Source organism: Starkeya nomas (assembly GCF_902703545.1).
GTDB lineage: Bacteria > Pseudomonadota > Alphaproteobacteria > Rhizobiales > Xanthobacteraceae > Ancylobacter > Ancylobacter moscoviensis.
Genome location: NZ_CACSAS010000001.1, coordinates 1795207 through 1811628, shown reverse-complemented (window position 1 = coordinate 1811628; position 16422 = coordinate 1795207). Strand labels below are relative to the sequence as shown.

Sequence of the window (16422 nt, the reverse complement as noted above, 5' to 3'; positions counted from 1 at the left end):
TTCATCCCGGGCGCGGCAGGATGAGGGGCGACCATGGACAGCGGAACCAGCTTCTTCGGCGATCTGCTCGGCACCATAGCCGAGCGCGGCCGTGCCCTGCTCGACCTCGGGCGCGAACGTCGGCCCGCCGGGGCGGTGCGCGCCGCGCATGTCGCGGAGCTGTGCGAACGGCTGCTGTCGGGCCAGGGGGAGGCGTCCGGCGTTGCACTGGCGCAGGAGATCCTCGTTGCCTATCGCGGCCTCAAGACCGGCGAGCGCGTGGCCTTCTTCGAGACGCTGGCCGTCGCCTTCGGGCCGGATTCTCTCCGTCTGGACAGGGCCATCGCCGCCCACGCGGCGTCCCCGGGCGCGCGCACGGTGGCCGAGCTGCACGCCGCCAGCGAGCCGCGCCGCCAGGAGTTGATCCGCCGCCTCAACCTCGCCCCCGGCGCCACCGGCCTGCTGGTGGCGATGCGGGCCGATCTGCTCGACAGCCTCACGCGCCGCCCCGATCTCGCCGAGGTCGACCGCGACTTTACCCATCTCCTTGCTTCCTGGTTCAATCGGGGGTTCCTCGTGCTGCGCCGGATCGACTGGTCGACGCCCGCCAACGTGCTTGAAAAGATCATCCGCTACGAGGCGGTGCACGAGATCAGCGACTGGAACGACCTGCGTGCCCGCGTCGACAGCCCGGACCGGCGCTGCTACGCCTTCTTCCACCCGGCCCTGGTCGACGAGCCGCTGATTTTCGTGGAAGTGGCGCTGACCCGTGAGGTGCCCGACGCCATCGCGCCGATCCTCGAGACGAAGCGAACCCCGCTCGATCCAAAGACGGCGAAGGTGGCGGTGTTCTACTCCATCTCGAACTGCCAGAAGGGTCTCGGCGGCGTCAGCTTCGGCAATTTCCTCATCAAGCAGGTGGTGGAGGAGATCTCCCGCGAGTTTCCCGCCCTGCGCACCTTCGTGACGCTCTCGCCCGTGCCCGGCTTCCGCGCCTGGCTCGATGGAGAACTCGCCAACTCGGCCTCCCTCGCCGTCACGGCGGAGGATCGCGCCGCTCTGGAGGCGCTGGGCCGGACGGGCGTGCCGGAGGAGGGGGCCCGCGCCGCTCTGCGCCCCGTCGTCGAGGCGCTCGCGGCCTATTACTTCCTCGTCGCCCGCAGCCCCAAGGGCAAGCCGCTCGATCCGGTGGCGCGCTTTCATCTCGGCAATGGCGCGCGGCTGGAGCGCATCAACGCCTTCGGCGACCTCTCGCCGCGCGGCATGAAGCAGGCGGCCGGGCTGATGGTGAACTACCGCTACGTGCTGGAAGACATCGAGAAGAACCACGAGGCGTTCTTCGACCGCGGCACCATCGTCGCCGCGCCGCAGGTGCGCAAGATGCTGCGCGCGGACAGCCAGCAGAAGCTGCCCGCCGTGCGGGAGGCGACCGGCTAGCGGTCGCGATCCGGTCGGGTGGGACGCCGCGCGCTTGACAGGGCGGCCGGGCTTGTGGCCGATGCCCGGTAGGTATCCCGGCTGGACGAGCGGAGCGTTTGATGCGTTTTCTTCCCCATCTGCTGAAGCGCTTCGTCCACAAGGGCCGGCTCGTCGTCATCGAGCCGAGCGGCTCGCGCGTCTATTTCGGCAGCGGCGAGGACGGCCCGGAAGTCGTCATGCGCCTCCATGACGACAAGCTCGACCGCGAGCTGTTCCTCAATCCCGAGCTGGTGGCGGCCGAGGCCTATATGGATGGCCGGCTGACCTTCGAGGACGGCTCGACCGTCTACGATTTCCTCTATCTCTTCTCGATCAACCGCCGGGGCCTCGCCTCGCACCCGGTGCAGCAGGCGCTGCGCCGCGGCTGGCGGGCGCTGAAGCGCTGGCACCAGTCCAACCCGCTCGGGCGCGCCGCAACGAACGCCCAGAGCCATTACGATCATCCGCCCGAGTTCTACGCCCTGTGGCTGGACTCGCGAATGATCTATTCCTGCGCCTATTTTCCGACTCCCGATGCCTCGCTGGAGGAGGCGCAGGAGGCCAAGCTGCGTCACATCGCGGCCAAGCTGAAGCTGGAGCCGGGCATGCGGGTCGCCGAGATCGGCTCGGGCTGGGGCGCGCTCGCCATCTATCTCGCGAAGCTCGGCGTCGAGGTCACGGCGATCAACGTCGCGACCGAGCAACTGGCGGAATCCCGGAAGCGCGCCCAGGCCGCGGGCGTCGCCGATCGCATCACCTTCTTCGAACGCGACTATCGCGAGCTCACCGGTACCTTCGACCGCGTCGTCTCCGTCGGCATGATGGAGCATGTCGGCGTCAATCATTTCGACGACTACTTCAACACCATCAAGCGGCTGCTGGCGCCCGGCGGCTTTGCGATGATCCATGCTATCGGGCGCATGTCGCCGCCCGGCACGACGGGCCCCTTCATCCGCAAGTACATCTTCCCCGGCGGCTACGTGCCGGCCATGTCGGAGGTGTTCGCTTCGCTGGAGCGCGTCGGCCTGTGGACCGGTGACTGCGAGATCCTGCGGCTGCACTATTACTGGACCATCCGCCACTGGCGGCTGAATTTCGAGGCGAAGCGGCCGGAAGTGGTGGCGATGATGGGCGAGCGCTTCGCGCGGATGTGGGAGTTCTATCTCGCCGCCGTCGAGCTCGGCTTCCTGCACGGCTCGAACATGGTCTACCAGCTTTTGCTCTCGAACGAGCGCGACGACGTGCCGGTGATCCGCGACTTCATCGTCGACGAAGAGCGCGCGCTGGCCGCGCGCTGATCGGCCCTAGCCCTTGCCCGCCTGCGCCGTTCAGGCGTTGGGGCGCGCGCCGTAGGTGGCGAGGAAGACGCGCACGGCGAGGTCGACGGTTTCCTCGATCTGCTCCTGCGTCGGCTTGGCCTTGTCGCCGAACAGCAGGCCCTTCACATGCGGGCCCTGGCACATGTTGAGAAACAGGTAGGCGGCCGCCAGATCGTCGTCGAGCTTCAGCCGTCCAAGGTCCGCCTGCTGGCGCAGCAGGTCGGCGAGGCGACGCCCGCCATGGCAGGGGCCGGCGTCGTAGAAGATCTGGCCGATGCGCGGAAATTTCTCCGCGATGCCGATCACCATGCGGATCAGGCGGATGTGGTCGGGCTGGATCATCATCGTCATGAAGGACAGGCCGATGCGCCGCAGCAGGCTCCCGACGTCCTCGATGGAGTCGTCCACCTCGAACAGGTGCTCGGCCGAGCGGGCGCGGTCATTGCGCACGAGCGCCTCGAAGAGCTCTTCCTTGCTGCTGAAATAGACGTAGATCGTCGCCTTGGACACGCCGGCCGTCTTGGCCACTTCGTCCATGCTGGCGCCGTCGAAGCCCTTGTCGAAGAAGACGCGGCGCGCGCCGTCGATGATGTCCCGGCGCTTGGCGGATTCCGCCTCGGTGCGGGGTGGGGTGCCGACGATCTCCGTATCGATGCTGCTCATGCTGTCCTCCGGACCCTGCTTAGGGCTCTCCGGCCGTCTTTGTCAAAGGTATTGACTAAACTGTTTAGTTTGATATGTAAAGACCAAATCGAACTGAACGGTTTAGTTTCCGTTGCGGAAGGTTAGATTATGGCTCGAGCCGAAGCGAAGAGGCAGGAAGGCGCCGAAACCGAGCGCCCGCGCGGCAATGAGCCGGTGCCGATCACCGTGCGCCGGTCTGGCGCGGAGGCTCCGGCGGACCCTGTGGATGCGCCGGCGCCCGCCAAGCCCCGGCGCCGCGGCTTCCTGTTCGGAGCCATCCTCGCGGTGGCTGTGGCAGGAGGCGGCTATTACGGCCTCGACTGGTGGAGGGTAGGACGCTTCCTCGTCTCCACCGACGACGCCTATGTCGGCGCCGACACGTCCGTGCTCGCCGCCAAGGTGAGCGGGCATATCGTCAGCGTCGACGTGGAGACCAACCAGCCGGTCAGGGCCGGAGACGTCATCGCCCGCATCGATGATGGCGACTACGCACTCGCCCTGCGCGCGGCCGACGGGAAGATCGCCACCCAGCAGGCGACGATCGATCGCTATGGCCAGCAGATCGAGGCGGCGCGGGCCAGCGTCGATCAGGCGAAGGCGCAGCGTGTGTCCGACGAGGCGGAGCTCGACCGCGCCCAGCGCGAGTTCGACCGCCAGTCCGAGCTGGTGAAGTCGCAATTCTCCAGCAAGGCGACTCTCGACAATGCCCGGGCCGACCGGGACAAGGCGCAGGCGGCCGTGGATGCCGCCAAGGCGGCTGTCGCTTCGGCCGAAGCCAATGTCTCGGTGCTGGAAGCCCAGCGTACCGAGGCGGCGCGCCTGCTGGAGGAATACCGCACCGCGCGCGACCAGTCGCAGCGCGATCTCGACTTCACCGTGGTGAAGGCGCCGTTCGACGGCATCGTCGGCAATCGCGCCGTGCAGGTTGGCCAGCTCGTCCAGCCGGGCACGCGGCTGGTGGCGCTGGTGCCGATCACGAGGGTCTATGTCGACGCCAACTTCAAGGAGACGCAGCTCGGCAAGCTGCGGCCCGGCCAGGCGGTGAATGTCGAGGTGGACGCCTATCCCGACGAGGAGTTCCACGGCCGCGTGACCAGCGTCGCGCCGGCGTCCGGCTCGGTGTTCAGCCTGCTGCCGCCGGAGAACGCCACCGGCAACTTCACCAAGATCGTCCAGCGCGTGCCCGTGCGAATCGAGCTCGATGAGGAAGCCCGCGACAGGGCGGAGCTGCGTCCCGGCATGTCGGTGATCGCCACCGTCGATACCCGCACCGGCGGCTGACGAAGGGCGTCCGCCATGTCCGACACCGCCACCATGGGAACCGCGCCGCGCGCCGCCTCCACCGAGGGGCGGCGCATGTTCGCCTTCCTGTGCATGGTGTTCGGCATGTTCATGGCAATCCTGGACATCCAGATCGTCTCGGCTTCGCTCGCCGAGATCCAGGCCGGCCTTGCCGCCAGTTCGGACGAGATCTCCTGGGTGCAGACCAGCTACCTCATCGCCGAGGTGGTGATGATCCCGCTTTCGGGATTCCTGTCGCGGGCGCTGTCGACGCGGTGGCTGTTCGTCGCTTCGGCGGCCGGCTTCACGCTCATGAGCTTCATGTGCGCGACGGCGACGTCGATCAACCAAATGATTGTCTACCGTGCCCTGCAGGGCTTCCTCGGCGGTGGCATGATCCCGACCGTCTTCGCGGCGGCCTATTCCATCTTCCCGCGCGAGAAGCAGCCGATCGTCGCTCCGCTCATCGGTCTCGTGGCGACGCTCGCGCCGACCATCGGCCCGACCATCGGCGGCTATCTCACGGACCTGTTCTCCTGGCACTGGCTGTTCCTGGTGAACATCGTGCCGGGCATCTTCGTCATCATCGCCACGGCAACGCTGGTCGACTTCGACGAGCCCGACCTTGCCCTGCTCGACCGTTTCGACTGGTGGGGCCTGCTGTTCATGGCAGGCTTCCTTGGCAGCCTCGAATTCGTGCTGGAGGAGGGGCCGACGAATGACTGGTTCGAGGACGAGGCGATCTCCTTCTTCGCCATTGTCGGCACCGTCTCGGCGGTCGCCTTCTTCGCGCGGGTGCTCATGGCGCGCGAGCCGGTCGTGGACCTCCGCGCTTTCGCCAACCGGAATTTCTCCGTCGGCTCGGCCTTCAGCTTCGTGGTCGGCATCGGCCTCTACGGGCTGACCTATCTCTACCCGCTCTACCTCGCCCGGGTGCGCGGCTATTCGGCACTGATGATCGGCGAGACGATGTTCGTGTCCGGTCTCGCCATGTTCCTCTGCGCCCCCATCGCCGGGCGGCTGATGGGGAAGGTCGATCCGCGCGTGATGATCGCCTTCGGCTTCGGCGCCTTCGCGCTGGGCACGTGGCAGGTCACGGGCCTCACCAAGGACTGGGATTTCTGGGAGCTGCTCTGGCCGCAGATCCTGCGCGGGGTGGGGATCATGATGGCCATGATCCCGATCAACAACATCTCGCTCGGCACGCTGCCGCCGGCCCAGCTCAAGAACGCCTCCGGCCTGTTCAACCTCATGCGCAATCTCGGCGGCGCGGTCGGTCTCGCGTTGATCAACACGGTGCTGAACGACCGCTGGGACCTCCATCTGGCGCGCCTGCACGAGAACGTGCAGTGGGCGAGCGCGGTCGCGGTCGAACGGCTCGACGCGATGACGCGCTCGCTTTCGATGCTCGGCTCCGATGCCGACGCGGCGGCGCTGAAGAAGATGGCGGGGCAGGTGCGCATCCAGGCCGAGGTGATGGCCTTCTCCGACGTCTTTCTGGTGCTGACTGTTCTCTTCGTGGCGCTGCTCTTCGCCTCGCCCTTGCTGCGCCGCCCGGTCAACAAGGGTGCCGGCGGCGGGCACTGAGCCCGCGGCGGGGAGTGGGGCACGGTCCTCGCCGATCGTCATGCTTGCCGTCGGGCCGTCGGTCGGCTAAACAGCGGAAAGTTAGAGCAACCTCGCGAGAGCCGAGCCGTGACGCCTGCGTCCGTCCGCCGCTATTCCGCGAACCCGGCCGCCCTGCGGATTCCCGGGAAGGCTCTCCTTGCGTCCGGTCTCCTTCTTCTTAGCCGCCCCTGAGGGCCGGCCGGGCTTCAAGCCTGGGCGCTCAGGGGACGACGCCTCCACCATCCGCCGAATAGCCAGATTTGCGCCGGACGATGCCCCTTTGCGGCACCTGGCGCCCGGAGACCAGAAGGAAGCCTGAGCATGTCCACCGACAAGAACCGCGTCGTCATCTTCGACACCACCCTGCGCGATGGCGAGCAGTGCCCCGGCGCGTCGATGACGCTGGAAGAGAAGCTGGAAGTCGCCGAGTTGCTCGACACCATGGGCGTCGACATCATCGAGGCCGGCTTCCCCATCGCCTCCAATGGCGATTTCGAGTCGGTCGCCGAAATCTCCCGCCGCACCAAGAACGCGGTGATCGCCGGCCTGTCGCGTGCCGCCTTCGCCGATATTGATCGCTGTGCCGAGGCGGTGCGCCATGCCCGCCGGCCGCGCATCCATACCTTCATCTCCACCTCGCCCGTGCATATGAAGTACAAGCTCCAGAAGTCGCCGGAGACGGTGCTGGAGATGGTGGCGGCGTCCGTCGCCCGTGCGCGTGGGCATGTCGACAATGTCGAGTGGTCGGCCGAGGACGCCACCCGTACCGAGATCGACTTCCTGTGCCGCTGCGTCGAGGCGGCGATCAAGGCGGGCGCTACGACCATCAACCTGCCCGATACGGTCGGTTATACCACGCCGTCGGAATATGAGGCGATGTTCCGCACCGTGCGCGAGCGCGTGCCGGATGCCGACAAGGCGGTGTTCTCCACCCATTGCCACAATGATCTCGGTATGGCGGTGGCGAACTCGCTGGCGGGCGTCGCCGGCGGTGCCCGGCAGATCGAGTGCACCATCAACGGCATTGGCGAGCGGGCCGGCAACGCGGCGCTGGAAGAGATCGTCATGGCGATCAACGTCCGTCGCGACGTGCTGCCCTACGAGACCGGCATCGACGCCACCATGCTGACCCGCGCCTCCAAGCTGGTCTCGGCGGTCACGAGCTTCCCGGTGCAGTACAATAAGGCCATCGTCGGCCGGAACGCCTTCGCCCATGAGAGCGGCATCCATCAGGACGGCATGCTCAAGAACAACACCACCTACGAGATCATGACCCCCGACAGCGTCGGCGTCTCCAAGACCTCGCTGGTGATGGGCAAGCATTCCGGCCGCGCCGCTTTCCGCGACAAGCTGAAGGCGCTGGGCTACGAGTTGGGCGAGAACGCCCTGAACGACGCCTTCTCGCGCTTCAAGGACCTCGCCGACCGCAAGAAGGTGGTCTACGACGAGGATATCGAGGCGCTGGTCGATCAGGAGATCGCCGCCGCGCATGATCGCATGAAGCTGGTTTCGCTCAGCGTGATCGCCGGCAGCCACGGCCCCCAGCGCGCGACCATGAAGATGAAGGTCGACGGCCATCTCGTCACCGAGGAGTGCGAAGGCAATGGCCCGGTGGATGCGGTGTTCAATTGCATCCAGGCCATCGTGCCGCACACGGCCAAGCTGGCGCTCTACCAGGTGCACGCCGTGACCGAGGGCACGGATGCGCAGGCGGAAGTGTCGGTGCGTCTGGAAGACGGCGACAAGGCGGTGACCGGGCGCGGTTCCGACCCGGACACGCTGGTCGCCTCGGCGCAGGCCTACATCATCGCGCTCAACAAGCTGCAGACCAAGCGCAACAGCATGAACGCCCAGGCCCAGCCGGCGGCGGAATAGCCGCCGCGCATATGGCGGAAATGAAGAACCCCGGCCTGTGAGGGCCGGGGTTCTTTCTTTGTGGGATCATTGCATGCCCGGCTGCATCCACCGCGGGTCACGCGGATCGCCCGGCCGGCCCTGAGGATTGCCCTGCGGCCGCTGCTGGGGAGGCCGTTGCTGCTGCGCGCGCTGCTGTTGCTGGGCGGCGCGTTGCTGCATCAGTATCTGCTGTTGCTGGGCGCGCTGCTGTTGGGCTTGTTGGCGCATCTGCTGCTGCTGAACGGCCCGTTCCTGCTGGACATTGCGCTGCTGCTGCATTTGCTGCTGGCGGGCACGCTGCTGTTCCACGGCACGCTGCTGCTGGGCCTGCTGGCGCATCTGCTGCTGCTGAACGGCCCGTTCCTGCTGGACATTGCGTTGCTGCTGCATCTGCTGCTGACGGGCACGCTGCTGTTCCACGGCGCGCTGCTGCTGGGCCTGCTGGCGCATCTGCTGCTGCTGAATGGCGCGCTCCTGCTGGACATTGCGTTGCTGCTGCATCTGCTGCTGGCGGGCACGCTCCTGCTCCGCCGCGCGCTGCTGCTGAAGCTGCTGCTGGCGCACACGCTCCTGCTGGCCCTGCTGCTGGCGCAGTTGCTGCTGCTGCGCGCGCTGACGCTCAAGCTGTTGCTGGTTGGCGCGCATGTCGTCGGGACGCTGGCCCGGCCGCACGCCCGGCATGCCGGGCTGTCCGCCGGGGCGGGTGTTCACCCGCTCGGCCCGTGCGCGCTGCTCGGCGCGGACGCGCTCGAACTGCTGCCGGCGCTGTTCCACCGCCTGCCGGCGCTGCTGTTCCAGCAGGTCGTTCCGTGTCGCCGCCTGCTGCCGCAGATCGCGGAGCTGGTCGGCGCGTTCGCGCTCGATCTGCTCGACCTGCTGGCGGAAGCGGTTGGGATCGCGGAAGCGCTCCTGGCGCAGTTCCCGCCGGCGGTTCGCGTCGATCGCGCCCAGCAGCGCCGCCGAGGGCGCGAACACGCCCGGCAGGTTCTGGTCGTCGCGCACATATTGATGGATCAGCGCGCGGCGGTCGGGGGCGATGTCGCGGTCGAAGCGCGGCGGCGGGACGAAGCGGTCGCCGAAGGCGAGCCGGGGGGCATAGATGCCGAGCCGCTCGTCGCGGTCGTCGTAGAAGATGTCGTCGTAGCGATCGACATAGACGACCTCGCGCGTATAGAGGCGATCACGGATCGGTGCGTCATAGACGTCGAGCCCGAAGCCGCGGTTGACGTAGTAGCCGTCGTCCCAGCGCGGTTCGTAATAGTCCGGCGCATCCTGCAGATAGACGCTGATCTGTGGGATGGGCGCCACATAGACCGCAAGGTCCTGCTCGGCCATGTAGCGGTCCTCTACGAAGACCCAGCTCTCGGCCACGGGCGGTGCGTAATAGGCGGGGCGCCCGACCGCGTAGCCCGGGCGGTCCGGCCCGACCGGCGCCCAGCCGGTGCGCCCGCCGCCGCGGCGCCAGGTCACCCAGGCCGGCGCCCAGGTGTCGCCCGGCACCCAGAACCAGCCATAGCCGGGGTCGTAGCCCCAGCGTCCGTAATGGTAGGCGGCCCAGCCGAAGGGCTCATAGGATTCCCAGTACCAGCCGTACTGGTCCGTCCAGATCCACCGGCCTTCCTGATAGGGGCGCCAGCCCGGGCCGACATTGGCGGGGATGAAGACGTACTGGTAATCGGGATGTTCCACCCACGAGCCATAGGCGCCGAGCTGGTCGTAGAACACGTTCACGTCCATAGGCGCGCGGTCGAGCGGTGGCCCGGCCTGGGCGAGCCGCAGCGGTTCGCTCTGGGCGGCTGCCGGGAGAACGGCACCGGTGGCGGTGGCCAGAAGACCTGCGACGAGACCGGTGGCGAGTAGCGGACGCGCGAGACGGAACATGCAAACCTCATGCGCTGAACCGGGAAGATGCGTGTCGAACGCCCTCCCAGCGGAATGGTTTCAAATATACGTGTGACAGATTGAAAATTAACCGGGCATGAACGGTCGGTTGTCGATCGTGGCAAAACTATGTTTTGCTATTTTGTCGAAGCTGTTCTTTCTTGTTGTGGCGCGTTTTGTAAGTCAATCGCCGTCACAATTTTTCCTCAATGCCAACTTCTGCAAGCAAATCATGCCGCAGCGCGGCAAACGCTTCGCAACTGGCGGTGGCCAATAGGGCGCCGTCGAGTTCGGTCGCGGGGCGCAGGAAGCGCACACTGTTGGTCAGGAACACCGCATCCGCGCCTTTCAGGTCGCCGGGCGCCAGCCCGCGTTCCTCGACCGCCAGCCCGAGTTCCGGCGCGATCTCCATCACTCGCGCCCGCATGATGCCCGGCAGGCACCCCTCCGACAGCGGCGGCGTGCGCAGCGTCCCACCCGTCAGCGCGAAGACATTGGCGATGGTCGTGCAGGCGACGCGGCCCTGCGTGTTCAGGATCAGCGCATCGTCCACCCCGGCCGCCGCCGCCTCCCGCGCCGCGAGGATGTGGTCGAGATAGCCGAGCGTCTTCAGGTTGGCGGTGGGTGAGAATTCGTTGCGCCGCCCCGTCGCGGTGACGAGCCGGGCCGGCTGGCCGAGCAGCGCCGGGCTCCAGGGGGAGGTGGTGACGACGAGGGTCGGCTCGCCCGTGCTCGCCGGCCAGAGGCCGCGCGCGGCGCTCCCGCGCGTCACCGTGGTGCGCACGATGGCCGGCTCGGGCGTTACGGCATCGTCGATGGCGGCCTCGACACGGGCGCGCAGAGCCGCGATGCCGAGGCTGTGCGCGGCGGCCAGCAGCCGGCCGACATGGCGCTCCCGCTCCAGGACGATGCCGTTCAGCGCCACGGCGGTGTCGAACACGCCGTCGCCGAGCGTGAAACCGCGATCCTCGACGCTGATCGTCGCGGTCACGCGGCGCGCTCCCGGGTTCGCGCCAGCTTCAGGAAATTCGCCAGCAGGTCGTAGCCATGGCCGGTGAGTACGGATTCCGGGTGGAACTGCACGCCGTAGGTCGGGTGGGTGCGATGGGCGAGGCCCATGATCTCGCCGTCCTCGCTCCAGGCGGTGGCGATCAACGGCGTGCCTTCGTCCAGCTCGACCGCCAGCGAATGGTAGCGGCCGGCGGGGAACGGGGAGGGCAGTCCCTCGAAAACGTCCGTCCCGGCATGGCGCACCTGCGAGGCGCGCCCGTGCATCGGCTCCTTCGCCCGTACCACCCGGCCGCCGAAGGCCTGGCCGATGCACTGGTGCCCAAGACAGATCCCGAGGATCGGCAGCCGGCCCGACAGCGCCCGCACGGTATCGAGCGAGACGCCCGCCTCGTTGGGCGAGCAGGGCCCGGGGGAGATCACCAGCGCTTGGGGCCTCAGGCGTTCGATGGCCGCGATATCCAGTGCGTCGTTGCGCCGGACCTCCACCTCTTCGCCGAGTTCGGTGAGGTAGCGTGCGACGTTGAAGACGAAGCTGTCGTAATTGTCGATCAGCAGGATCATGGTGCGGCCTCCGGCTGGAAAGCGCGGAACAGGCGTTCGGCCTTGGTCAGGCTCTCCGCATGCTCGGCGGCCGGGTCGGAGAGGGTCGTGATGCCGCCGCCGACGCCGAAGCTGGCGGTGAAACCCTTCCGGCCCTTCTCCACCGTCACGGTGCGGATGGCGATGTTGAAGTCCATCGTGCCGTCGAAGCCGATATAGCCGATGGAGCCGCAATAGACGCCGCGCGGCTGCTGCTCCAGCTCGTGGATGATCTCCATGGCGCGGATCTTCGGCGCACCGGTGATCGAGCCGCCGGGGAACGACGCCGCCATCAGGTCGAGCCCGTCGTGCCCTTCTTTCAGCGTCCCGGTGACGACCGAGACGAGGTGGTGGACGTTGGCATAGGTCTCCAGCCCGCACAGGCGCGGAACCTTCACCGTGCCCGGCCGGCACACGCGCGAGAGATCGTTGCGCAGCAGGTCGACGATCATCACGTTTTCGGCGCGGTCCTTCTCGCTGGCGGTCAGCTCGCGGCCGCGGAAGGCGTCCAGCGTCGGCTCCACCGAGCGCGGCACCGTGCCCTTGATCGGGCGCGTCTCCACCTCGCCGTCCACGAGCTTCACGAAGCGCTCGGGGGAGGAGGAGGCGATGATGCGGTCTTCATTGGCGATCAGCGCCGCGAAGGTGGCGGGGTTGGCGCGGCGCAACTGGTCGTAGAGCGCCAGCGGATCGATCGCCTCGCCGATTCCGGCCTCGAAGCGCTGGGTGAAGTTCGCCTGGAAGATGTCGCCGGCGCGTATGTAGGCGATCACCTGCGCCACGGCCGCCTTGTAGCGCTCGGCATCGAAATTGGAGCGCCAGTCGCCGGCAATGATCGCGGCGCCGAGCGGGACTTCCGGCGCCGCGAGGCGTTCCGCCGCCTCGGCGAGGCGCTCGCGGGCGCGGCGGGCGCGCCGGGCCGGCTCGGTTTCTGGCCAGCCGGTCGAGACGATGAAGGCGCGCTCCGCCACCACGTCGAAGGCGACGACGAGATCGTAGAAGCCGAGGTCGATCTCCGGGCCTTCGCCCGGTTCCGGCGCGGTCGTTGGGAAACGGTCGAACAGCCGCCCCGCCTCATAGGCGATGTAGCCTGCCGCGCCGGCCTGGAAGCCGGCTTCACCCGGAAGGCGGGGCTGGGCATAGGCGTGCAGCCGTGCCCTCAGCGCCTCGACTGGCGTCCCCGCCTCCCGCACGCCGTCCCATCGCGGCACGCCGGCCTCGACGCAGAAGCGGCCGAAGGGCTCCGCCATGACGTAGGACCACCGGCCCAGCAGCGGATGGCGCATCGCGCTGTCGAGGAAGGTCAGGCCCGGAACGGGCGCACCGTCCCGCCGGGCAAGACGGCGCGCCGCCCGCCAGGGGTCCTGCCAGGCGATCTCGACGACGAGGGGAGGCGGCTCCTGAATCATGCACGGAATATGGAACGTGCCGGCCCCGCTTCCTAGGGCCCGGCCCCGGAAGCCGCGAGACGATGCGCCCGGCGGGTGAAATGAGGCCGGAACCCGCGTTTCTAGGCCAAAGAGCCACTTGACGGTCAGTCATGCCGATGGTGGCCTAGGCGGCATAAACAAAGGCGTGGCCCGAAAAGGCGACGCCCATGGCCTGAAACGCGGTCAAGAAGTCTCGGGAGGGACGCATGAAAAACTTCAAGGGGGCAGCTGCCGCCGTCGCGGCGCTGGCGCTCGCGGTACTGCCTTTCTCTGCGGCCAAGGCGCAGGATTTCCCCAATCGTCCGGTCACCATGGTCGTGCCCTTCTCGGCCGGCGGCCCCACCGACACGGTGGCGCGCCTCGTCGCCGAATCCATGTCGCGCACGCTCGGCCAGCAGGTGGTGGTGGAGAATGTCGGCGGCGCGGGCGGCACCCGCGGCGCCGGCCAGGTCGCGAAGGCCGCCCCGGACGGCTACACCGTGCTGCTGCACCATATCGGCCAGGCGACCGCCGCCACCCTCTATCGCAAGCTGCCCTACAATGTGCTGACCGACTTCGAGGAGGTCGGCCTCGTCACCGACGTGCCGATGACGATGATCGCCAAGCCCGACCTCGCCCCGAAGGACGCCGCCGAGCTGATCGCTTTCGTGAAGCAGAACAAGGACGGGGTGATCTACGGCAATGCCGGCGTCGGCTCCGCCTCGCATCTGTGCGGCATGCTGTTCATGTCGGCGCTTGGCGCCCAGATGACCACCGTGCCCTATCAGGGCACCGGCCCGGCGATGAACGACCTCGTCGGCGGCCAGATCGACCTGATGTGCGACCAGACCACCAACACCACCGGCCAGATCAAGGCCGGCAAGGTGAAGGCCTATGCCGTCACCACCAAGCAGCGCGTCAAGTCGCTGTCCGACCTGCCGACCTTCCAGGAGGTCGGCCTTCCCGGCTTCGAGGTTGCGGTCTGGCACGGCATGTACGCGCCCAAGGGCACGCCGCCGGAAGTCGTCACCAAGCTCAACGACGCCCTCAAGACCGCCCTGCAGGATCCGAAGGTCATCGCGCGCTTCGCCGACCTCGGTACCGAGCCGGTGGCCCTCGAACGCGCCACGCCGGAAGTGCACAAGCAGTTCCTGCAGGCCGAGGTGGCCAAGTGGAAGCCGGTGATCGAGCAGGCCGGCGTCTTCGCCGACTGACGTTCCATCCATAAGACAGCCCCGCCCGTCACGCCGGCTCGCCGCCGGCCGGCGGGCGGGGTCCTGCATTCAACATCCCGGGAAAATGGCATGACGCGCTTCGTCAAAAGTCCGAAGGAGGTCGCCAGCGGTCTTCTGCTCATCGCGCTGGCGGCGTTCTTCGCCTGGCAGGCCATGGAACTGCCGATGGGCCGCGCCATCCGCATGGGGCCCGGCTATTTCCCGATGATCCTCGCGGGCCTGCTCGCCTTTCTCGGCCTGGTCGTCCTTCTCTCCGGCCTGACCGTTCCCGCCGACCCGGACGACAATGGAATCCGCTTCCGCAACTGGCCGTGGCAGGCGCTGGCGCTGGTGACGCTCGCCGTCGTGATCTTCGGCCTCGGCATCCGCCCGCTCGGCCTCGGGCCGTCCATGGGGCTGGCGGTGTTCATCTCGGCGCTGGCCAGCCAGCGTTTCCACATCGTCACCGGGCTGATCTCGGCGGCCGTCATGGTCGCCTTCTCCTGGGCGGTGTTCATCAAGGGCCTCGGCCTTCCCCTTCCCATGCTCGGCCCCTGGCTCGGCGGCTACTGATCGGGAGCCGGACCGTTGGAAATCTTCGATAACCTCGCCCTCGGCTTCTCCGTCGCCGTCACCTTCCAGAACATCTTCTACTGCTTCATCGGCGTGCTTCTGGGCACTCTCATCGGCGTGCTGCCCGGCCTCGGCCCGGTGCCGACCATCGCCATGCTGCTGCCGATCACCTTCGGCCTGCCGCCGGTCTCGGCGCTGATCATGCTCTCCGGCATCTACTACGGCGCGCAGTATGGCGGCTCGACCACGGCGATCCTGATCAACCTGCCGGGCGAGAGTTCGTCCGTCGTCACCGCCATCGACGGCTACCAGATGGCGCGCCGCGGCCGGGCCGGGGCGGCGCTCGCCACGGCGGCGCTGGGCTCGTTCTTCGCCGGTTCGGTGGCCACCTTCCTGCTCGCCGTCTTCGCCCCGCCGCTCGCGGACCTCGCGCTGAAGTTCGGCCCGCCGGAATATTTCGCGCTGATGGTGCTGGGTCTCGTGGCCTCGGTGGCGCTGGCCTCGGGATCGGTCATCAAGGCGCTGGCGATGGTGGTGCTGGGCATCCTGCTCGGCCTGTCCGGGCAGGACGTCTACACCGGCACGCCGCGCTTCACCTTCGACATGCTGGAGCTGGCCGACGGCATCGAGTTCGTGGCGCTGGCCATGGGCGTGTTCGGCATCGGCGAGATCGTGCGCAATCTGGAGGACGAGCACACCCGCACCGTCATGGTGCAGAAGGTGAAGGGCTTGCTGCTCTCGCGCGAGGACATCAAGCGAATCATCGGGCCGATCCTGCGGGGCACCTTCCTCGGCTCGTTTCTCGGCATCCTTCCGGGCGGCGGCGCGATCCTGTCCTCCTTCGCCGCCTATTCGATCGAGAAGAAGATCTCCCGCCATCCCGAGGAATTCGGCAAGGGCGCGATCGAGGCGGTGGCAGCGCCGGAAAGCGCCAACAACGCCGGCGCGCAGACCTCCTTCATCCCGATGCTCACCCTCGGCATCCCGTCCAACCCGGTGATGGCGCTGATGATCGGCGCGCTCATCATCCAGGGCATCGTGCCCGGCCCGAACGTGGTGAACGAGCAGCCGAATCTCTTCTGGGGCATCATCGCCTCGATGTGGATCGGCAATCTGATGCTGGTGGTGCTCAACCTGCCGCTGATCGGCATGTGGGTGCGGCTGCTCACCGTGCCCTACCACATCCTCTTCCCGCTCATCGTCGGCTTCTGCTGCATCGGCGTCTACAGCGTGAACAACAACGCCATCGACGTCTTCGCCATGGCCCTGTTCGGGGTGGTCGGCTACGTGCTGGTGAAGCTCGACTGCGAGCCGGCGCCGCTGCTGCTCGGCTTCATCATCGGGCCGATGCTGGAGGAATATCTGCGCCGCGCCATGCTGATCTCGCGCGGCGACCCGCTGGTGTTCGTCACCCGGCCGATCTCCGCGACGATGCTGGCCCTGGCGGCGATCGCGCTGATCGTCGTGCTGCTGCCCTCCGTGCGCAGGAAGCGCGAGGAGGCTTTCAAAGAATGAGGATGACGGGCCTGT

Annotated in this window: 13 protein-coding genes; 8 read left to right on the top strand and 5 right to left on the bottom strand. The window is 67.6% G+C overall.

Annotated features, from left to right (window positions below; translation table 11 throughout):
- The first annotated feature begins 33 nt into the window (after positions 1-33).
- Both STARVERO_RS08685 and STARVERO_RS08680 read left to right on the top strand, forming a co-directional pair.
- Positions 34-1416, top strand: coding sequence for a malonyl-CoA decarboxylase (locus STARVERO_RS08685; RefSeq protein ID WP_159598563.1), 1383 nt, complete (start codon positions 34-36; stop codon positions 1414-1416).
- A 101-nt stretch (positions 1417-1517) separates the two neighbouring features.
- Positions 1518-2735, top strand: coding sequence for an SAM-dependent methyltransferase (locus STARVERO_RS08680; protein WP_159598562.1), 1218 nt, complete (start codon positions 1518-1520; stop codon positions 2733-2735).
- A gap of 30 nt (positions 2736-2765) precedes the next feature.
- Here STARVERO_RS08680 and STARVERO_RS08675 read toward each other — a convergent pair whose 3' ends face one another.
- Entirely contained in the window at positions 2766-3419 is a 654-nt protein-coding gene (locus STARVERO_RS08675) for a TetR/AcrR family transcriptional regulator (protein ID WP_144342393.1), read from the bottom strand.
- A gap of 129 nt (positions 3420-3548) precedes the next feature.
- Here STARVERO_RS08675 and STARVERO_RS08670 point away from each other — a divergent pair, with 129 nt between their 5' ends.
- From STARVERO_RS08670 to STARVERO_RS08660, 3 genes are all read left to right on the top strand, one after another.
- Entirely contained in the window at positions 3549-4721 is a 1173-nt protein-coding gene (locus STARVERO_RS08670) for an HlyD family secretion protein (protein ID WP_159598561.1), read from the top strand.
- Between the two features lie 15 nt (positions 4722-4736).
- Positions 4737-6308 (top strand): DHA2 family efflux MFS transporter permease subunit, encoded by a 1572-nt coding sequence (locus tag STARVERO_RS08665; protein ID WP_144342395.1) that lies wholly within the window; start codon positions 4737-4739, stop codon positions 6306-6308.
- 342 nt (positions 6309-6650) lie between these two features.
- The gene (locus STARVERO_RS08660; protein ID WP_159598560.1) at positions 6651-8204 is read left to right on the top strand and encodes a 2-isopropylmalate synthase; all 1554 of its coding nucleotides are present in this window, start codon (positions 6651-6653) and stop codon (positions 8202-8204) included.
- A gap of 66 nt (positions 8205-8270) precedes the next feature.
- Here STARVERO_RS08660 and STARVERO_RS08655 read toward each other — a convergent pair whose 3' ends face one another.
- The 4 genes from STARVERO_RS08655 to pabB all read right to left on the bottom strand — a co-directional run bounded on the left by STARVERO_RS08655 (position 8271) and on the right by pabB (position 13105).
- Positions 8271-10106: a DUF6600 domain-containing protein gene (locus tag STARVERO_RS08655; RefSeq protein WP_159598559.1), complete on the bottom strand. Its 1836-nt coding sequence runs from the start codon at positions 10104-10106 to the stop codon at positions 8271-8273.
- A 193-nt stretch (positions 10107-10299) separates the two neighbouring features.
- Positions 10300-11097: an aminotransferase class IV gene (locus STARVERO_RS08650; RefSeq protein WP_159598558.1), complete on the bottom strand. Its 798-nt coding sequence runs from the start codon at positions 11095-11097 to the stop codon at positions 10300-10302.
- The gene (locus tag STARVERO_RS08645) at positions 11094-11678 is read right to left on the bottom strand and encodes an anthranilate synthase component II (RefSeq protein WP_159598557.1); all 585 of its coding nucleotides are present in this window, start codon (positions 11676-11678) and stop codon (positions 11094-11096) included. Before STARVERO_RS08645 ends, STARVERO_RS08650 begins: the two co-directional genes overlap by 4 nt.
- A complete protein-coding gene (gene pabB, locus STARVERO_RS08640) occupies positions 11675-13105 on the bottom strand; it encodes an aminodeoxychorismate synthase component I (RefSeq protein WP_159598556.1) in 1431 nt (476 codons plus the stop codon). The genes STARVERO_RS08645 and pabB overlap by 4 nt, the downstream gene beginning before the upstream one ends.
- Before the next feature lie 227 nt (positions 13106-13332).
- On the opposite strand from pabB, the gene STARVERO_RS08635 reads away from it, so the two are divergent.
- The 3 genes from STARVERO_RS08635 (at position 13333) to STARVERO_RS08625 (ending at position 16407) form a co-directional block, all read left to right on the top strand.
- Positions 13333-14319, top strand: a complete 987-nt coding sequence (locus STARVERO_RS08635; RefSeq protein ID WP_159598555.1) for a tripartite tricarboxylate transporter substrate binding protein BugD — start codon at positions 13333-13335, stop codon at positions 14317-14319.
- A 90-nt stretch (positions 14320-14409) separates the two neighbouring features.
- The gene (locus STARVERO_RS08630; protein ID WP_159598554.1) at positions 14410-14892 is read left to right on the top strand and encodes a tripartite tricarboxylate transporter TctB family protein; all 483 of its coding nucleotides are present in this window, start codon (positions 14410-14412) and stop codon (positions 14890-14892) included.
- Positions 14893-14907: 15 nt separating this feature from the next.
- Positions 14908-16407 (top strand): tripartite tricarboxylate transporter permease, encoded by a 1500-nt coding sequence (locus tag STARVERO_RS08625; RefSeq protein WP_159598553.1) that lies wholly within the window; start codon positions 14908-14910, stop codon positions 16405-16407.
- Positions 16408-16422: the final 15 nt, after the last annotated feature.

Excerpts from the sequence above, each read along its gene's own strand:
- STARVERO_RS08685 (WP_159598563.1), top strand. The coding sequence starts at position 34 with ATGGACAGCGGAACCAGCTTCTTCGGCGATCTGCTCGGCACCATAGCC.
- STARVERO_RS08680 (WP_159598562.1), top strand. The coding sequence starts at position 1,518 with ATGCGTTTTCTTCCCCATCTGCTGAAGCGCTTCGTCCACAAGGGCCGG.
- STARVERO_RS08675 (WP_144342393.1), bottom strand. The coding sequence starts at position 3,419 with ATGAGCAGCATCGATACGGAGATCGTCGGCACCCCACCCCGCACCGAG.
- STARVERO_RS08670 (WP_159598561.1), top strand. The coding sequence starts at position 3,549 with ATGGCTCGAGCCGAAGCGAAGAGGCAGGAAGGCGCCGAAACCGAGCGC.
- STARVERO_RS08665 (WP_144342395.1), top strand. The coding sequence starts at position 4,737 with ATGTCCGACACCGCCACCATGGGAACCGCGCCGCGCGCCGCCTCCACC.
- STARVERO_RS08660 (WP_159598560.1), top strand. The coding sequence starts at position 6,651 with ATGTCCACCGACAAGAACCGCGTCGTCATCTTCGACACCACCCTGCGC.
- STARVERO_RS08655 (WP_159598559.1), bottom strand. The coding sequence starts at position 10,106 with ATGTTCCGTCTCGCGCGTCCGCTACTCGCCACCGGTCTCGTCGCAGGT.
- STARVERO_RS08645 (WP_159598557.1), bottom strand. The coding sequence starts at position 11,678 with ATGATCCTGCTGATCGACAATTACGACAGCTTCGTCTTCAACGTCGCA.
- pabB (WP_159598556.1), bottom strand. The coding sequence starts at position 13,105 with ATGATTCAGGAGCCGCCTCCCCTCGTCGTCGAGATCGCCTGGCAGGAC.
- STARVERO_RS08635 (WP_159598555.1), top strand. The coding sequence starts at position 13,333 with ATGAAAAACTTCAAGGGGGCAGCTGCCGCCGTCGCGGCGCTGGCGCTC.
- STARVERO_RS08630 (WP_159598554.1), top strand. The coding sequence starts at position 14,410 with ATGACGCGCTTCGTCAAAAGTCCGAAGGAGGTCGCCAGCGGTCTTCTG.